The 15417-nt window shown below is 60.2% G+C and carries 16 protein-coding genes; 4 read left to right on the top strand and 12 right to left on the bottom strand.

Going from position 1 to position 15417, the window contains the following annotated elements; translation table 11 throughout:
• Positions 1 to 6: 6 nt before the first annotated feature.
• The 10 genes from N2A41_RS25635 to N2A41_RS25680 form a co-directional block, all read right to left on the bottom strand.
• Entirely contained in the window at positions 7 to 189 is a 183-nt protein-coding gene (locus N2A41_RS25635; protein ID WP_260111426.1) for a type II toxin-antitoxin system RelE/ParE family toxin, read from the bottom strand.
• Between the two features lie 122 nt (positions 190 to 311).
• A complete protein-coding gene (locus tag N2A41_RS25640) occupies positions 312 to 587 on the bottom strand; it encodes a ribbon-helix-helix domain-containing protein (RefSeq protein WP_260111427.1) in 276 nt (91 codons plus the stop codon).
• Positions 588 to 712: 125 nt separating this feature from the next.
• Entirely contained in the window at positions 713 to 1984 is a 1272-nt protein-coding gene (locus N2A41_RS25645; protein WP_260111428.1) for an MGH1-like glycoside hydrolase domain-containing protein, read from the bottom strand.
• A gap of 19 nt (positions 1985 to 2003) precedes the next feature.
• The gene (locus N2A41_RS25650) at positions 2004 to 3062 is read right to left on the bottom strand and encodes an ABC transporter ATP-binding protein (RefSeq protein WP_260111429.1); all 1059 of its coding nucleotides are present in this window, start codon (positions 3060 to 3062) and stop codon (positions 2004 to 2006) included.
• A gap of 13 nt (positions 3063 to 3075) precedes the next feature.
• Complete coding sequence (locus N2A41_RS25655) at positions 3076 to 3933, bottom strand: carbohydrate ABC transporter permease (RefSeq protein ID WP_260111430.1); 858 nt, start codon at positions 3931 to 3933, stop codon at positions 3076 to 3078.
• Complete coding sequence (locus tag N2A41_RS25660) at positions 3930 to 4781, bottom strand: carbohydrate ABC transporter permease (protein WP_260111431.1); 852 nt, start codon at positions 4779 to 4781, stop codon at positions 3930 to 3932. The genes N2A41_RS25655 and N2A41_RS25660 overlap by 4 nt, the downstream gene beginning before the upstream one ends.
• Before the next feature lie 69 nt (positions 4782 to 4850).
• On the bottom strand, positions 4851 to 6125 hold the full coding sequence (locus N2A41_RS25665; RefSeq protein ID WP_260111432.1) for an ABC transporter substrate-binding protein: 1275 nt from the start codon (positions 6123 to 6125) through the stop codon (positions 4851 to 4853).
• 42 nt (positions 6126 to 6167) lie between these two features.
• Entirely contained in the window at positions 6168 to 7178 is a 1011-nt protein-coding gene (locus tag N2A41_RS25670) for a LacI family DNA-binding transcriptional regulator (protein WP_260111433.1), read from the bottom strand.
• 146 nt (positions 7179 to 7324) lie between these two features.
• Positions 7325 to 7648, bottom strand: a complete 324-nt coding sequence (locus N2A41_RS25675) for an antibiotic biosynthesis monooxygenase family protein (RefSeq protein ID WP_170259509.1) — start codon at positions 7646 to 7648, stop codon at positions 7325 to 7327.
• Between the two features lie 150 nt (positions 7649 to 7798).
• Positions 7799 to 9334, bottom strand: coding sequence for a sensor histidine kinase (locus tag N2A41_RS25680; RefSeq protein ID WP_260111141.1), 1536 nt, complete (start codon positions 9332 to 9334; stop codon positions 7799 to 7801).
• A gap of 359 nt (positions 9335 to 9693) precedes the next feature.
• On the opposite strand from N2A41_RS25680, the gene N2A41_RS25685 reads away from it, so the two are divergent.
• Positions 9694 to 11508, top strand: coding sequence for a putative bifunctional diguanylate cyclase/phosphodiesterase (locus tag N2A41_RS25685; protein WP_260111142.1), 1815 nt, complete (start codon positions 9694 to 9696; stop codon positions 11506 to 11508).
• Between the two features lie 85 nt (positions 11509 to 11593).
• Complete coding sequence (locus N2A41_RS25690) at positions 11594 to 12553, top strand: HD-GYP domain-containing protein (protein ID WP_222385968.1); 960 nt, start codon at positions 11594 to 11596, stop codon at positions 12551 to 12553.
• A 12-nt stretch (positions 12554 to 12565) separates the two neighbouring features.
• Here N2A41_RS25690 and N2A41_RS25695 read toward each other — a convergent pair.
• Together N2A41_RS25695 and N2A41_RS25700 are read right to left on the bottom strand one after the other, a co-directional pair.
• Positions 12566 to 13512 (bottom strand): IS630 family transposase gene (locus N2A41_RS25695; RefSeq protein WP_222282285.1). Its coding sequence is split into 2 segments (ribosomal slippage): positions 12566 to 13171 and positions 13174 to 13512, totalling 945 coding nucleotides; the frame shifts between segments, so codons are not numbered across the junction.
• 323 nt (positions 13513 to 13835) lie between these two features.
• Entirely contained in the window at positions 13836 to 14516 is a 681-nt protein-coding gene (locus N2A41_RS25700; protein WP_222385922.1) for a redoxin domain-containing protein, read from the bottom strand.
• Positions 14517 to 14708: 192 nt separating this feature from the next.
• Here N2A41_RS25700 and N2A41_RS25705 point away from each other — a divergent pair, with 192 nt between their 5' ends.
• Both N2A41_RS25705 and N2A41_RS25710 read left to right on the top strand, forming a co-directional pair.
• Entirely contained in the window at positions 14709 to 14894 is a 186-nt protein-coding gene (locus N2A41_RS25705; protein WP_222296209.1) for a hypothetical protein, read from the top strand.
• Between the two features lie 24 nt (positions 14895 to 14918).
• Complete coding sequence (locus tag N2A41_RS25710; RefSeq protein WP_260111143.1) at positions 14919 to 15383, top strand: NUDIX domain-containing protein; 465 nt, start codon at positions 14919 to 14921, stop codon at positions 15381 to 15383.
• The last annotated feature ends 34 nt before the right edge of the window (positions 15384 to 15417 follow it).

Here is a 15417-nt window from a genome sequence, read left to right on the forward strand (position 1 = left end):
GCTTTGCTAATCGTCGAAGCTGACATCTTGGCCGCGATGGAAAACACGCAGGATAGATACAATATTCTCTTCCACCACAAACGCGATGCTTGCCTTGCCGCGATATCCAACGACGCGTAGCCCCAGCCGCAGATCGTCACGCAAGGCGCCACGCTCGGGAAACGTTTCAAAACTGAGGCAGTAATCCACAATCTTATCGACTTAGCTGCAAGCCGTCTCCCGCCCGGCCTCGTCTATCAGATACACCAGCAGGTTTTCGAGGTCATCGCTCGCCTGAGGCGCGAAAATAACGGTGTAGTTCATGCCCCGCGTTATTTCTTGGCGTGAGCGGCCATACGGGCATTGAGCCGCCGGCTGACTTCCTCGGCGGAGAGGGCGCGCTCAGGGTGAGCTTTCATCGCGTCATAGGTGGGCACCACCTCGTCGCGAAGCCATTTCTCAATAGCGGCGTCGCGGGCGGCCAAGGTGCGCAGGCCGTCGCGGACGACTTCGCTCTCGGTCGCATATTCGCCGGAGCTGACTTTGGCCTTCACCATTTGCGCCATTTCCAGCGGGAGGGTAATGGTGAGGGGTTGGGTTGTGCGCATAGTGTGTGTCCTTCGTTATCTCCTTATAACAAAGCGTATGATTAAATCATGCGCTTTACATATAGGCGACCTTGGAGCGGTTAATCCAACCGCAGAAAATGGCTTGGTAACGCCCTGCTCCACACTCAAGCAGGGAATGCGCTTCGTTCAAGCCACAGGTACGCGGCAGCCGTCCAGGAAAAGCCGAGGCCGCCGCAACCTTGACCAGTGACCGGGTCGAAATATTCGGCGAAACCTTCCGTCTCGATCGCTGCGATGGTGGATTGCCGCAGCTCTTCGGCGACACCCGCGTAGCCATTGCGCTTGAGGCCGTCGATCAGCAGCCAGTTGATGATCGCCCAGGCGGGGCCGCGCCAGTAACGCTTCGGCTCCCAGCTAGCGATACCCGGCTTGGTGGTGGGAAAGGCGACCTTGAGGCCCTCGGACCAGGCCTTCATTTCCGAAACCAGCGCGTCGGCAACCTGCCTGCCGAGATCCAGCGAGAGGAGGGGGATGAAGCCGGCTTGCGTGGCGGCCTCGACATCTTCGCCGGAGATCAGGTCTCGCGAGACAAAGCGGGCAAGGTCCGGCCGCCATTGGACCATCATCGCCTTGCGGCTGCGGTCGTTGAGGGCGGCGATCTCGATTGCGTCCTCCGTCCGGCCGAGGAGGCGGGCGAGGTGTTCGAGGTCTTCGCCGGCCTTGAGCAGGATGGCGGTCGTCTGGATCTCGGCGACCTTGAACGGCGCCTTTTCCCATTGTTTGGCCGGATCCCACCCGCAGGCAGCATAGGTATCGACCAGATGAATGAAGCGGCGGTAATCCTCGTCGCGCGGGCGCATGTCGGCATCGACATGGCCGGTATCCTTGCGCACCACCGGCGTGTCGGTGGTGGTGGTGGGTACACGAGCGAGCGCGATGTCCCAGGCCGGAGAATTGTCGCTGCCGCTTTCCCATGGATGCAGGAGTGCGACGAGCCCGGTACATTCAGGGTCGCGGGCGGAATACCACCAGCGATGCCATTTCAGCGCCGCCTCGTAGAGGGGCAGGGTGCGCGCTTCGCCCTCCTTGCCGGCGGTTTCGTGCAGCTTGCGCAGTGCGATTGCGAAGACCGGCGGCTGGGTTATGCCGGAGGTCGGGATCTTGTGCTGCGTGCGCCAGACGGTCGGTCCTGGGAAATAGGTTTCGCTCGGCGCATGGAAGACGATATGCGGGATCATCCCGTCCACCCATTGGCCTTCGACCAGCCGCTCCAGCTCGCGATAGGCACGATCGATATCGTAGAGCGCGAAGCCCATGGCGACGAAGGCGGAATCCCAGTTCCACTGGAAGGGGTAGAGCCTGTCGGTCGGCACGGTATAGCCGCCGCGATCGTTGGCAGCGAGGATGCGCTTCGCCTGGTCGATATGCATGTTCATGTCGGGTACTCCGGTATTCTTAGGCCAGGACGGACGGAAAGGATTTGCCGCTTTCGGGCGAAAGCCAGGTGATGCGCTTCTGGTCGAGCTTCAGGCCGATCGTATCGCCGCTCTTTACGGTCTCCGAAGCCGGCAGGATGACGCGCACCGGCTGGTCGTGGATCGAGCCGGTCAGAAGCAGGTGCGAGCCCATAGGTTCGGCAACGCGCACCCGCATTTCGAGACCCTGCGGCAGCGGCGCGAGTTCGACGGCTTCGCCGCGCAGGCCGAGGATCACTTCATCGCCGGACTCCTGCGGCGCTGCAAGCCGTTCGGCGCCTGCCGCCACCTGGCTGTTCGTCACCGGCACCTTGATGAAGTTCATCGGCGGGTTGCCGATGAAGCCGCCGACGAAACGTGTTGCCGGGTGATTGTAGATCTCGACCGGATGGCCAACCTGCTCGACCACGCCGCCATGCATGACGGCGATGCGGTCGGAAAGGCCCATCGCTTCCGTCTGATCGTGGGTGACGTAGATCGTCGTGGTGCCGGCCGATTGCAGCACGGTCTTGAGTTCGGTGCGCATTTCCAAGCGGAGCAGCGCGTCGAGGTTCGAAAGCGGCTCGTCCATCAGCAGCACCTTCGGTTCGACGGCAAGGGCACGAGCGACCGCGACGCGCTGGCGCTGGCCGCCGGAGAGCTTGTTCGGGTATCGGTCGAGATATTGCTCGATATGCAGGAGGCCGGCGGCCTTCTCGACCTGCGCCTTCACGCGTGCGTCGTTGGCTTTCTGCATCCGCAGCCCGAAGGCGACGTTTTCGTAGACGGTCATATGCGGAAAGACGGCGTAGTTCTGGAAGACCATCGCAAGGCCGCGATCCCGAGGCGCCAGGCCGATCACCGACTTGTCGCCGATGCGGACATCTCCCGATGTGGCCGTCTCGAGGCCGGCGATGATGCGTAGCAGCGTGGTCTTGCCGCAGCCGGATGGACCGAGCAGCGAGACGAATTCGCCGTCGTTGATCGTCAGCGAGACCTCTTTCAGCGCCTCGAAGGCTCCGAAGCTCTTGCGGATGCGGTCGATGACAATATTGGCCATATCTCTGGTCCCGTTACTTGGAGGAAATGCCCCAGATCGCGAAGAGGTAGCGCCTGACCGCGAAGATGAAGACAACCGAGGGAAGGATGAGCATCAGCCCCCCCGCAAAGCGGTAATGCATCGGGCTTTCCGAAAGCACGGTCAGCAGGTAGGCGGTCAGCGTGCGGTTGCGCACCGTCAGCACCGAGGCGGCAAAGACCTCGTTCCACGAGATGACGAAGGCAAAGACCGCAGTTGCGACGATGCCGGGAAGCGCCAAGGGTGCCACCACCTTGAAGAAGGCCTGGATGCGGGTGCAGCCGAACACCCAGGCGGCTTCCTCCAACTCCTTGGGCACGCCGAGGAAAATGCCCTGGGTGACGAGTGCGGCGAAAGGCAGCGCCAGCACCGTATGGATGAGGCCGACGCCGAGGATCGTATCGTAGAGGCCGAGCCGTATGAAGGAGACCGTCAGCGGCAATGCCAGGATCGCCAGCGGGAAGGCGCGGGTCAGCAACACCAGGAGGCGGTAGCCGTCCTTGCCGCGGAAATCATAGCGGGCGAGCGCGTAACCGGCCGGCGCGCCGAGCATGATCGAAAGCGCCACCGTGATGCCGGCTGCCCCCAGCGAATTGAGAAAAGATTGGACGACGCCCTCGGTCTTCAGGAAGAGAAAAAAGGGCCCCAGTGAAATGCCGGTGGGAAGGCCGGTCTTCGGCCAGATATAGACGCCCTGACGTCCGCCGAGGGCGCCGAGCGCGACCAGATAGATCGGGACCAGCACCCAGGCGCAGAGGGCGGCGATGCCGCTCCAGAGCAGCCAACGGCGCGATGAGACGAAGCCGGTGGCGTCGGGGGTGTCCGCGGTCATGCTGATGGTATCCGTGGTCATGGCAGGCGCTCCGGATTGACCTTCAAGGCCTTGAGATAGATGAGCGTGGCGGCAAGCGAGATGATCATGATCAGCACCGCGTAGGCGGCGGCGACGCTGTAATTCTGGTTCTGGTTCTGCCAGTTGTAGGCCTCGCCGACGAGGACCGGAAAATTGCGCCCGCCGAGCGCATAGACTACCGCGAAGACTTCGAAGGCGAGCACGGTGCGCAGGATCAGTGCCGATTGCAGGGCCGGGCGGATCAGCGGCAAGGTGATACGCCAGAAGCGCGTCCACGGACCAGCGCCGAAGATTTCGGCGGCTTCTTTGAACTCCTTCGGCACCTGGTTCAGACCGGCGACGATGATGACCATGACGATGGCCGTGCCGCGCCAGATTTCGGCAACGGCAATCGCGAGGAAGAGCGCGACCGGCGTCTGGTAGGAGAGCCAGCTTGCCTGTCTGCCGATGATGCCGAGGCCGAAGAGCAGCGAATTCAGATAGCCGGTATTTTGCAGGATCGACAACCAGACGAGACCGGCGGCGAGATCGGAAATGCCGAGCGGGATTGTCCAGATCCACAGGATCGTCTCGCGCCCGCGGCCGACTTTGGCGACCATCGTGCCCATGGCCAGCGCCAAGGCGATCTGCACCGGCACGACCGCGATCGTCAGCAGGAAGGTGTTCTTAACCGAGCGGGTGAAATTGATGTCGGTTACCATGCGCTCGGCATTGGCGAGCGATGGCGCGCCATTATCCGAAACCGCCAGCCAGATCGTCTGCACCAGTGGCACGACGAACAGCAGTGCCAGGAAGGCGACGGATGGCAGGATCAGCAGATAGGGGATCCAGGGTCGGCTATTGGTCATCGGCTCCGGCCTGACGAGCAGAGGGTTGAAAGCGCCCGGGCAATTCGCCCGGACGCGTCTCGGGCGGATTTATTCTACCGGGCAGGGGCCGTCGCTCTTGGCATCGGGCGCCCAGCACGCAGCCTTCGTATCGGCCATCAGCTTGGCTATCGTCGCGCCTTGAGCCTTCAGCACGTCTGCGACCGGCTCATTCTGCAGCACGATGCGCTGGAAACTGTCCATGTAGACCTTGTTGAACTCACCGCCCTTGTCGCCGAGGCCAACCGGCAGCAGCGAGATCACCGCGTCCTTGGAGGCCTGGGTGGCGGTGACCGCAGCGGCGAGCAGGGCGACGCCGGCATCGAGATCCGGCGGCAGCTTGACATTCAGGGTCGGGAAGAAGCCGACCTTGGAGGCGGTCAGGAGCTGCGTCTCCGGCATGGAAAGGTGTTCGATGATCTTTTCTGCGCCGGCCTTGTCAGGTGCACCCTTCGGAATGGCGAGACCGGCAACGACCGGCATATAGCCACGGCCCTTCGGGCCCGCAGGCGCCGGAAAGACGACATAATCGTCAGGTGCTGCGGAAATGGCATTCTTCAGGCGGGCGATATGGTCCCAGGCGACCATGACTTCGCCGGCAGAGAGCGGCTCCTGCATGAAGTCGTAGCTGGTCGAGTTCGGCGTCACATAGGCCCAAAGGGCCTTCAGCCTCTCCCAGCCGGCGGCCGCATCGGCACTCTGGAAAGTACGCACGACGCCGCCGGTGAAGGAGGGATAGAAATAGCCCTGGAAGTAACGCGCCATCAGCCCCTTCGGGCCCGCCGGGAACCCGATCTGCGGCTGGCCGGTTGCGTCCTGCATATTCTTGCCCCACGCGATCAACTGGTCGTAGTTCAGCGCGTTCACGTCGGCGCCGGCGGGCAGGTATTGCAGCGCTTCCTTCTTGGCGGCCATCACATAGGTCGCCTGCATCCACGGGATGTACTGCTGGGTCGATTTGCCGAGCTTGCCGAGGTCGAGCAGCGACTGCGGCATGCCGCTCGCTGCCAGCTTCTTGGCAAGGTCATCTAGCGGTTCGAGCGAATCCTTGTCCGCAAGCGGCGAGAGTTCACCATGCAGCGCACCGACGAGGCTGACGGTGTGTTTACCGGCCTGGCGTTCGGCCTCCATGCGGACGGCAAACTGCGGCGGCTCCTCGACCACGTAATCAACCGGGCCGACGTCCTTCAGCAGCTCCTCGCGGACGACGGTCGCCTCCTCGATCGGACGAAGCTGGGTGGACACGAAAACCGTCTGGGCAAGCACCGGCGAGGCGAAGGCCAGCACAGTGGAAGCGAGAATTCCAAATGACATGATATGTTTCATCTTCTCCTCCTTCATTGTTCTTTGTTTGACATGCACTTCTGTCTATGCCGCTTTGGCGGGACGGCGATGGCTGTCGCGATCGACAAATTCGATCGCGTGAAGCTCCTGGAGTTCTTCGGCGGGTTCGCCGGCAATGGCGCGCAGCAGCAGCGAAGCGAAGCTCGCGCCGAGGTTTTCGCCGGTCATGCGCATGGTCGAGAGCGGCGGGCTGGTGAAGGCGCCCATCGGCAGGTCGTCATGGCCGATAATGCTGATCTGGTTGCCACCATCGACTTCGCGTAGCGCCCGGAGCGCTCCGATTGCCATTTCGTCGGTGGCGCAGACGAGTGCGGTCGGGCGCGAGGGTTGGCGCAGAAGTTCGAGTGCTGCGAGATAACCGCCCTGTTCCAGCGGCGCGCCCTCGGCGCAGAGATCGGTCGCGAGACCGCATTCCTCCATCGCCGCCCGCCAGCCGCGGCAGCGGTCATGAGCAAAGTAATATTCCTGCGGGCCGGCGATATGGCCGATGCGGTGGTGGCCGGCGGCATGGAAGCGCAGCGTTGCGGCACGGAAACCGGCAAAGCCGTCGCCATCGATAAAGGGATGGGGCAGCAGGCTTTCGGTGCGGCCGTTGGTGACGAAGGGAATGCCGCGCGACTGCAGGAATTCGACGCGCTCGTCCTTCCGCTTGGTGCGGACGAGAAGCATGGCGTCGACGCGGCGGCCATCGACGAAGCGGCGGCAGATGTCGAGCTCGCTCTCGCCACGCGGCACCGGCGCAATCACCAGATTGAGACCGGCAGCGGCAAGATGTTCGGCACAGCCGGACAGCATTTCGAGGAAATGCGGAGGACCGATATGGCCGGGATCGCTCGGCAGCGTGACGGCCACGAGCTCGGCGCGCTGCCTGCGCAGACGGCGGGCCGAAGCATTCGGCCGGTAGCCGACCTTGTCGGCAGCCTGACGAACCCGTTCGCGCGTGGCGGCCGACACATCGGCGTAACCGTCGAGCGCACGCGACACCGTGGTGATCGACAGTCCCAGCGATTGCGCGAGCTGTTTGAGATTGGCCAAGATCTTCCTCCCGAAGTAAGGGTAACGATTCTCCAAAACGTTTTGGGAGTCAAGCCAAAACGTTTTGGTTCGATGAAAGGCGCCGGACCGTGTGATTATCTTGAGACTGGCGGGAGGCGCGAGACCTGTGAAAGCGGCCGGGACTCTCAACGCAGATGCGGAGGGACCACTATCTTGTGTATCTGGATACGCTCGGGAAGTTCGCACAGCAGTTCTGCATCACGCTCCAGATGGTGAACCTGCTCAGGATCACCCTTGGTAAATGCCGTCATCGATTCCATGTCCGCCCAGTAGGAGATCGTCGTGAACCATGTTTCATCCTCACGGTCTTCGCGCAGCAACTGGACGCCGAGTGCTGTCTTTAACAGTGGCGGAATTCCCTCTGCGCGGTTGTAAGCTTCATATTCATCGGCGAGTTCCGGCTTCGTGCGACCACGCCAGATACGGGCTATGGTTGGAACTTTCGTCATGTTGTGCTCCTAGTGACATCTGAACAAAGCAAGCCGACGGCGAGGAAATCCCGCACGGGCGCCAGGGCATCTGGAAAATATGTCGCCCCAAGTCCAACGAAAAGTGCCGATGCGAAGGTTTGATTTAGGCAGGGAGGTGGCTTTTCTCGCTCAATCGGTAAGTTTGAGTGTTGCCGTAAACTGCGTCCCCTCCAGGCGATTGTATCTCGCCTCGCCATGCAGTTGATTGACGAAGGCTTTGATCAGCCGCGTCCCCATCCCGGCGCTGTCCGATCGGCCATCAAAACCAATCCCGTCATCCGCGACGGTAAGTTGAGATTCCTCTCCTTCAGTCGCGTGCAGCATGACGCGAATATTTCCGGATTCCCGGCCGTCGAATGCGTATTTCATGCTGTTGGCAATCAACTCGTTGAGCAGGAGGGCAAACGGCGTTGCCTTGTCTGCTGCAATCACGATGTCGTCGATTTCAAAGTCGACGGAAACGGCGCGACCATGGACGTCGACGATCGTCCTGACGAATGATGGGATGAACTCTCGAGCAGATATTCCGCTAAACTGATCGAAGCCGTACATCTGCTCGTGGACGGCGGACATTGCAGAAATGCGCTCGTTTAATTTTTGAACGGCCTCCGGTTCAAAACCCTGCAAGCGCAGCAGGGCCATCACCGTCTGCAGGTTGTTCTTCACGCGATGGTGTATCTCGCGCATGAGCGTTTCATTCGACCGCAACGCATCCGCAAGCTGCCTGGTGTGCAATGTGTCCACTTTGATGAGGTTCTGAATCCACAATGCAGCGGCTAAGGCACCAACCAGGGCGAAAGCGACCAACAAAGACGCAATTTTGGCATCCTCCCAAAAGGGCTGCATGATTACATGGATATCTGCCGAAGCAATGGCCACAAAAGGGGTGCGCTCGAGGATTCGGTATCCGACCAGGCGGTCTTCATGGTCGACTGGCGACACGGAGCGATATGTGCCTGATGTCGCCTTCCTCATATAGTCGGTAAATAGCTTGTGGTTCCGCATATCGACCGGTCCGGCGGGTTCCGGGTATCGGGCGATAAGTTGCCCGTCGCGTCTTATGAGGCTGACAATCGAGTTCTCGCCGATCGCGACCGCGTCCCATATTGGTCTTAGGATGCTCGCGTCGAAGGCAATTACGGCGACGCCGGCGAATACGCCATTTCGTTCGAGCCTGCGGCTGAAGACGAATATCTGCCGGTGGGAAAGGCGGCTGATGATCAGCGGGGATGTATATTCGTCAGCACCGTTTCTCAGCCGAACGAAGTAGTCGCGGTCCGTAACGTCGACCGGCCGGATATCTCGGTCATTTGAATAGAGCGTTTTTCCATCGGCCCCGATGACATAGGCAGTCGCCTGAGGAGGCAAGTCGTAGACGGCAGCGTCGAGATCGCGCACGCGGTCCGCGCCGGGCAATGACGTACTCGGCCCCAGAGCATCATCAATTCGGTGCAGGGTCTCCCGAGCAAGGGAATTCAACCAGTTCGCGTTCGCTGCAACGATTTTGGAGGCGGCGCTGACACGCTCGTCGCCCCGGCGAACAGCTGTCTCGTAACTGGATATGAGCCAGAGCGACAAGAGGGTGGTCACTGACAGAAACATCAGCGCGATGATCGCGAGCGATGCTTTGCCTACGGAGCCAACGTATTTATCGCCACCGATCATCTTTCAGGCCAATTTCCATTGTGCGGCGACGGCCATATGGGACATTGCAACGCATTCCGAACCATATCCCATAAGCTGATTTCTGACTCTCGAAAATTATGCCGTGCCCACTCACTCGGGGCTCTCAAGAGCACGACTGCGGATTGTATTTCATAATCGTCTTTAGAGAATGACCGTGACATCGGTCAATCTCGCTCCGTTCGAAAGGAGGTCAGAACGTAGAGAAAACCCCTTTCGCACGCGACGTCGGCGCGACTGAAATGATCATCCGGCGCCTATTCGATCAAAATCTAATCAACGGCGTAACCTGATTTGAAAGTCGGTTTGGTACGGAGGGTCTCCTTCCGGGAAGTGACGTCATGATCCTTGAGTTGCAGAATGCCATTCTGGAAATGATTGCCAAAGGGGAACCGCTGGCAGCAACGATCGAGCAACTTTGCCTGAAGGTTGAGGCCGCCATTCCTGGGATCATCGCTTCGGTGCTGACGTTCGACGGGAGCCGTCTTCACACACTTTCTGGCCCCTCCCTTCCGCCTCACTATTCAGGGGCGGTCGACAATCTTGAAGCCGGTCCTCTTGCGGGCTCCTGTGGCGCTGCTGCCTATTTCGGAGAAGCGGTCATTGCCACCGATATCGAGATCGATCCTCGTTGGCAGGACTTCAAGTCCCTGGTCCTTCCGCTGGGGTTGAAGGCTTGCTGGTCCAGCCCCATCAAGCGTGGCGACCGGGTGATCGGCACCTTCGCCTTCTACTATCGAGACCACCGCGGTCCAAAGGCCCTCGAACGGGATCTCGTCGATGCTTGTGTCCATCTCTGCACAATCGCCATCGATCGCGAAGAACGGGTGATGGAACGCCAGCGGCTCACATACAGCGACGCTTTAACAGGGCTGTCGAATCGCGCTCGTTTCAACCAGCTCCTAGCCGAAGAGCTGCCTCGATCCCGGCGCGCCTGGGGCATCTTGCTGGTGGACATCGACAACTTGAAACTCGTGAACGACACGTTCGGGCACGCAGCCGGCGACGCATTGATTCAAGTGGTTGCAGACCGGGTCGCCAAGACAGCAGGCGCCAAGAACACCTTTAGGCTCGGTGGCGATGAGTTTGCTGTGATTGTGTCGGACGACAAAGACCTTGATCTCAACGCGAGGGCGACCGACATCTTCAAAGCACTGTCTTCTCCTTCAACGTGCGACGGTCATGTCGTCTTTCCTGCCGCCACGATTGGCGGCGCGTTGGCAGAGACCGAAACAAACCCTGACCAGATCCGCCAGAACGCCGATGTGGCGCTCTATCATGCGAAAGAACACAACCGCGGCCGGTACGTGCAACACTATCCCGGCCTGGGCACTGCCCTGACCCGACGTTTCAGGGCGGTTCGCGATGTGGGCATCGCCCTAGAAGACGATCGGATCGACGCGCATTACCAGCCGATCTTGCGCCTCGATACGCGGGAAATCGTCGGTTTCGAAGCCTTGTGTCGAATGACCACGCCTTCCGGCGAAATCATCGCCGCAGCGCATTTCCATGAGGCGACGAAAGACGCGCATATTGCTGCTGAGCTGACCCAACGAATGTTGCTGAGGGTTGCGAGGGACATCCGCAGCTGGCTCGCCCGGGGCCTTCCCCTCCAACATGTCGGCATCAACCTGTCCGCCGCAGATTTTCGCGGCGGTAATCTGCAAGACAGGCTGTGCCGAATTTTCGGGGAAGCGGAGGTTCCTCTCGAGCACATCATCCTCGAAGTGACGGAATCGGTTTATCTCGGGCAACGGGACCATGTCGTAGCTGACGAGATAAAGGCTCTTCGGTCCAAGGGCTTGCGGGTTGCCCTCGACGACTTTGGCACGGGCTACGCGTCTTTGACCCACCTGCTGACGGTGCCGGTCGACATCATCAAGATCGACAAGTCCTTCATCGACCGCATGGTGCCGGGCGATGCTGGGACGGTCATCGTCGAGAGTCTGATCGGAATAGCTCACAAGCTCGGAATCCGGGTCGTCGCAGAAGGGATTGAAACAGAAACCCAAGCTGTTCAATTGAGCCAGCTCGGCTGCAAGCTCGGACAGGGCTATCTGTTTTCGAAAGCAGTCGATCGAACGGTTGCCGCGGCTATTTTAGAGCAGCATGGACAACGGCTCAACCAAAACAAGACCCGCGCCGGAGCCCTATAGCTTGAGCGAAGTTTTTCGCACTCGGGCCAGCCCCGGATACCTGAGACAACGCTTGAGTACCAAGATCATTTTGAACGGATCAGAGATGCGAAAACGGATACATGTCAGCCAATTGCGGGTCGGAATGTATGTCGAAGACGTTGAAATCGAGGGAGAAGACAGGACGCGTCGGTTCAAGCCGTTCCTGATCTCGGCCGCCGGTCAGGTCGATAGTTTGATGGCAAGCCGCCTGATGACTGTCGTGATCGACGTCGGAAAAGGTGCCGATGTCGATCCGGGTGGGCCGCAGGACATCGACCGGACTGCGTTTGACGCCCAGCTTCGTGCCGTGTTTTCGGCAAAGGATATCAAGCAGGCGAGGGAATGCGTCGAGGATACACGGCCGCAGATCCGCCAAATGCTTGCGCACGCCAGGATCAAGGCGTCTTTTGCCAGTGATGCGGCAAGCGCAGCTGTGGAGCGGATTATGTCGGCAGCCTTCGACAACGCCGGCGCGTTGATCGCAGTCGCGAAACTGAAGGAAAAGGATGAGCTGACGTTTCTCCACTCGCTGGCTGTCAGCGCATTGATGATCACCCTGGGGCGCAGCCTCGGTCATGGAGAAGAGGATGTACGGGTCCTGGGACTCGGCGGACTGGTTCACGATCTTGGAAAAATGGCGCTCCCCGACGACATCTTGACGAAACCCGGTAAGCTGACGGCCGAGGAAATGGATCTTGTCCGCGGGCACCCTCAGCGGGGATATGAGCTGGTGTCTTGTGTCGCCCATGTCCCGAAGCCGGTGCTCGACATTTGTCGCTACCACCACGAAAAGTTCGATGGCTCGGGCTATCCTGGTCGGCTCGCCGGAAAGAAGATCCCTTACGTCGCCCGGCTTGCGGCGATTTGTGACGTTTACGAAGCGCTGACCACCATCAGGCCGTATAAGCGCGCCTTCTCGCAAGCGGAGGCGATCAACATGATGATGAATTCGCCGGGCCATTTCGATAGCCAGCTTCTTTCCGCATTCGTATCAAAAATGGTGATCAGCGGCACGCTCCACTAGAGCGGGATTGTTTTATGTCCGTTCATATCCGGCTTCCTTGAAGTAGTTTTGGCACTCTTTCGGCGAGACGGTTTGAAGGGTGGCTGCCAGCGCGTCGTCGATGGCCTGTCGGGTTCGAGCCTGCGCCTTGCGCAGCTCGTGCTTGATCTTGGCGAAGAGTTTTTCGATCGGATTGAGATCGGGGGAATACTGCGGCAGGAAGAACAATCTGGCGCCGGCCTTGCGGATGGCGGCACGGATAGCGCCGGCCTTGTGCGAGCCGAGATTATCCATGACGACGATGTCGCCGGGTTTGAGCTCCGGTACCAGCACCCTCTCGACATAGATGCGAAAGCGTTCGCCATTGATCGGGCCGTCGATGATCCACGGTGCGCTGACGCGGTCGGCCCTGAGGGCTGCGACAAAAGTCATGGTATTCCAGTGGCCGAAGGGCGCATGGCCCAACAGCCGTTCGCCGCGCGGCGCCCAGCCCCTGAGCGGCGTCATATTCGTCTTCGTCCAGGTTTCGTCGATAAAGACAAGGCGAGATGGATCGATGCGATGGCGATGCTTCAGCCAGCGCGCCCGCCGGGCGGCAACATCGGGCCGCTCGCGCTCGCTGGCGACCAACGTCTTTTTTTATAACTCAGCCCTTCCTCATGCACGAAGGTCCGGACGGCGCTGTAATCCACTTTCAGGCCGCGCTCTCCGAGTTCCGCCACCAACCCGCGCAAGGTGAACGCCTGCATGTGGCAGCGATCGATCAACCAGACCCGATGTTTACCTGAGATCGCCCGTGGCTTGTGCCCGCCCATCTGGCCGGGAGCCGCGCTGCCCGTCTCACGCAAGCGCCGGACCCAGTCGATCGCGGTGCTGATGCCAATGCCGAAGCGCTTTGCCGCCGCTCGACACGACAGGCCCTCGCGCGTTACTGCGCCAACAACGCGTTCCCGAAGATCATCCGAAAAAGGTTTCGCCATCCAGACCGGCCTCCTGCACCGGCCAGAATGGTGAATCTGATTTGCACCAGAAAGGGAATCCCTGTTCCGATTCCGACTAAAACAATCCCGCTCTAGAACCGGATGATTTTAGGCCGGATCGGCCTAAAATCTGAACCCTGTTCTACGTTATATAGCTGGAGCATGATGTCGTCCTAAAACCGCTCACACTTTTCGGCATCATGCACGGCGCGTCGTACCGGCCAAACGTCAATTGCAACACCGCTCCGGATGGGCGGTCATTTCGGCGGCAGGGGCCGGTTCATAAGAACGATCTATCGTGCAGCAACGCTGGTCGCTGCACGTCAGCGCCCAAGGCTGCCGGCGGCGGCGATGATCTCCGCCGCGGTCGGGAAGATGGAGAGGTTGTTCGGTCCGTCGAGCGACTCGATTTGTGCCCAGCAGATGGTGCCCGTCGCATCGACCAGGAAGTGGCCGACGAGCTGGGTAGCGTGGTTTGCGAAGATCGCATGATCGGCCTCGTCAAGTTCGAAGCCGTCCTTGGCGTTGAGCACCGTGTTGGCTTCCATCGGGTGCAGCGGTTCCGGCAGCTCGCCCGTGGGGTTGATGCGTGCCGCCTGGAACTGCGCCATCGTTGCGCCATAGGGCCATTCGGGCTGCTCGCAGCTCCCATCGGGCAGGAACTCGCCATGCGGCACGCCGTAGGCCCGATGCGTGCGGCAGTCCGGGTCACACAGAAGCGTTATCGGCGTCGGCCGGTGGCGGAAATACAGGCGGGCACGTTCCACCGGCGTGTTGATAACGGCGACGGTCTCCACCCCGACGGCGCGCAGGGTCGGCTGTAAGCCGGCAAGCTGTTCTAACTGGCGTCGGCAGAACGGGCAGTGCAAGCCGCGAAAGAACCCGATCACGAACGGGCGACCGCTCAAGTCGGCGAAAGAGACCGTTCCGTCGAAGTTGGCCGTGGCGAGTGCGAAGGCGGGGGCAGTTTCTCCTGGTTGCAGCGGGCGTTTCTGGTCTCCCATGGAATAGTTCCTTTGTCGCATCGTCCAGGTGGACGACCGAATTTTGACTATAGCACTTGTCGCAACAGGGCCCAGCGCTCCATGTTGAGATCGCGAATGTGGTTGCCATTTGGCCCTCCGACCGGCGCTGAGAGCTTGCCGGTAGCGATTGCCGCTCCTATCTTATTTAGAATAGACTAATGGAGCAACGAGATGGCGGAACTTGTGGCCGAGACTCTAGTTGTGGCCGACACTCTAATCGGCACGACGATCGAGATCATTCCACCGGAAGACAAAAAGGAACAACCCGACAGTCGTGCTTGCCTTTGCTGCAAGCGCCGGCGTCAGTGGATGGACGATGACGGCTGCGGCATCTGTGAGGAATGCCTGGCCTCGTGATCGACACAAGAAAGGCACAACGCGATGGTCATCCGCAGCGCCGGACTTTTGATATACCGGCGCATTTCCAAGGACATCGAAGTGCTTCTCGTGCATCCGGGTGGTCCTTTCTGGGCTAGGAAAGACGAGGCTGCGTGGTCGATCCCGAAGGGGCTGATCGAGCCAGGAGAGGATGAACTCGCGGCGGCAATCAGAGAGACTGCCGAAGAGCTGGGTGCAGTAGTCGATGGCAGGTTCACACCGTTGGGCGAATACCGGCAACCTGGCGGAAAGATAGTTGTCGCGTGGTCGATCGAAGCCGATCCGGTACTAGACGTGAATGTGATACAGACCTCCAAATTTCAAATGGAATGGCCGCCACGGTCCGGCCAGGTAAAACGCTTTCCGGAAGTCGATCGCGCCGGGTGGTTTTCCCCAGCCGACGCAGCGATAAAACTCTTGAAAGGCCAGCGACCAATACTTGCCGGTCTCCTGAAGCATCTGGAATGATCGGCCGAAGTTCGGTGAACCGTCTCCATCTCGC

The sequence above is a fragment of the Rhizobium sp. SRDI969 genome, assembly GCF_025152725.1.
Classification (GTDB): Bacteria; Pseudomonadota; Alphaproteobacteria; order Rhizobiales; family Rhizobiaceae; genus Rhizobium; species Rhizobium leguminosarum_I.

Excerpts from the sequence above, each read along its gene's own strand:
- N2A41_RS25640 (WP_260111427.1), bottom strand. The coding sequence starts at position 587 with ATGCGCACAACCCAACCCCTCACCATTACCCTCCCGCTGGAAATGGCG.
- N2A41_RS25665 (WP_260111432.1), bottom strand. The coding sequence starts at position 6,125 with ATGAAACATATCATGTCATTTGGAATTCTCGCTTCCACTGTGCTGGCC.
- N2A41_RS25675 (WP_170259509.1), bottom strand. The coding sequence starts at position 7,648 with ATGACGAAAGTTCCAACCATAGCCCGTATCTGGCGTGGTCGCACGAAG.
- N2A41_RS25660 (WP_260111431.1), bottom strand. The coding sequence starts at position 4,781 with ATGACCAATAGCCGACCCTGGATCCCCTATCTGCTGATCCTGCCATCC.
- N2A41_RS25685 (WP_260111142.1), top strand. The coding sequence starts at position 9,694 with ATGATCCTTGAGTTGCAGAATGCCATTCTGGAAATGATTGCCAAAGGG.
- N2A41_RS25705 (WP_222296209.1), top strand. The coding sequence starts at position 14,709 with ATGGCGGAACTTGTGGCCGAGACTCTAGTTGTGGCCGACACTCTAATC.
- N2A41_RS25655 (WP_260111430.1), bottom strand. The coding sequence starts at position 3,933 with ATGACCACGGATACCATCAGCATGACCGCGGACACCCCCGACGCCACC.
- N2A41_RS25710 (WP_260111143.1), top strand. The coding sequence starts at position 14,919 with ATGGTCATCCGCAGCGCCGGACTTTTGATATACCGGCGCATTTCCAAG.
- N2A41_RS25690 (WP_222385968.1), top strand. The coding sequence starts at position 11,594 with ATGCGAAAACGGATACATGTCAGCCAATTGCGGGTCGGAATGTATGTC.
- N2A41_RS25645 (WP_260111428.1), bottom strand. The coding sequence starts at position 1,984 with ATGAACATGCATATCGACCAGGCGAAGCGCATCCTCGCTGCCAACGAT.
- N2A41_RS25700 (WP_222385922.1), bottom strand. The coding sequence starts at position 14,516 with ATGGGAGACCAGAAACGCCCGCTGCAACCAGGAGAAACTGCCCCCGCC.
- N2A41_RS25650 (WP_260111429.1), bottom strand. The coding sequence starts at position 3,062 with ATGGCCAATATTGTCATCGACCGCATCCGCAAGAGCTTCGGAGCCTTC.
- N2A41_RS25680 (WP_260111141.1), bottom strand. The coding sequence starts at position 9,334 with ATGATCGGTGGCGATAAATACGTTGGCTCCGTAGGCAAAGCATCGCTC.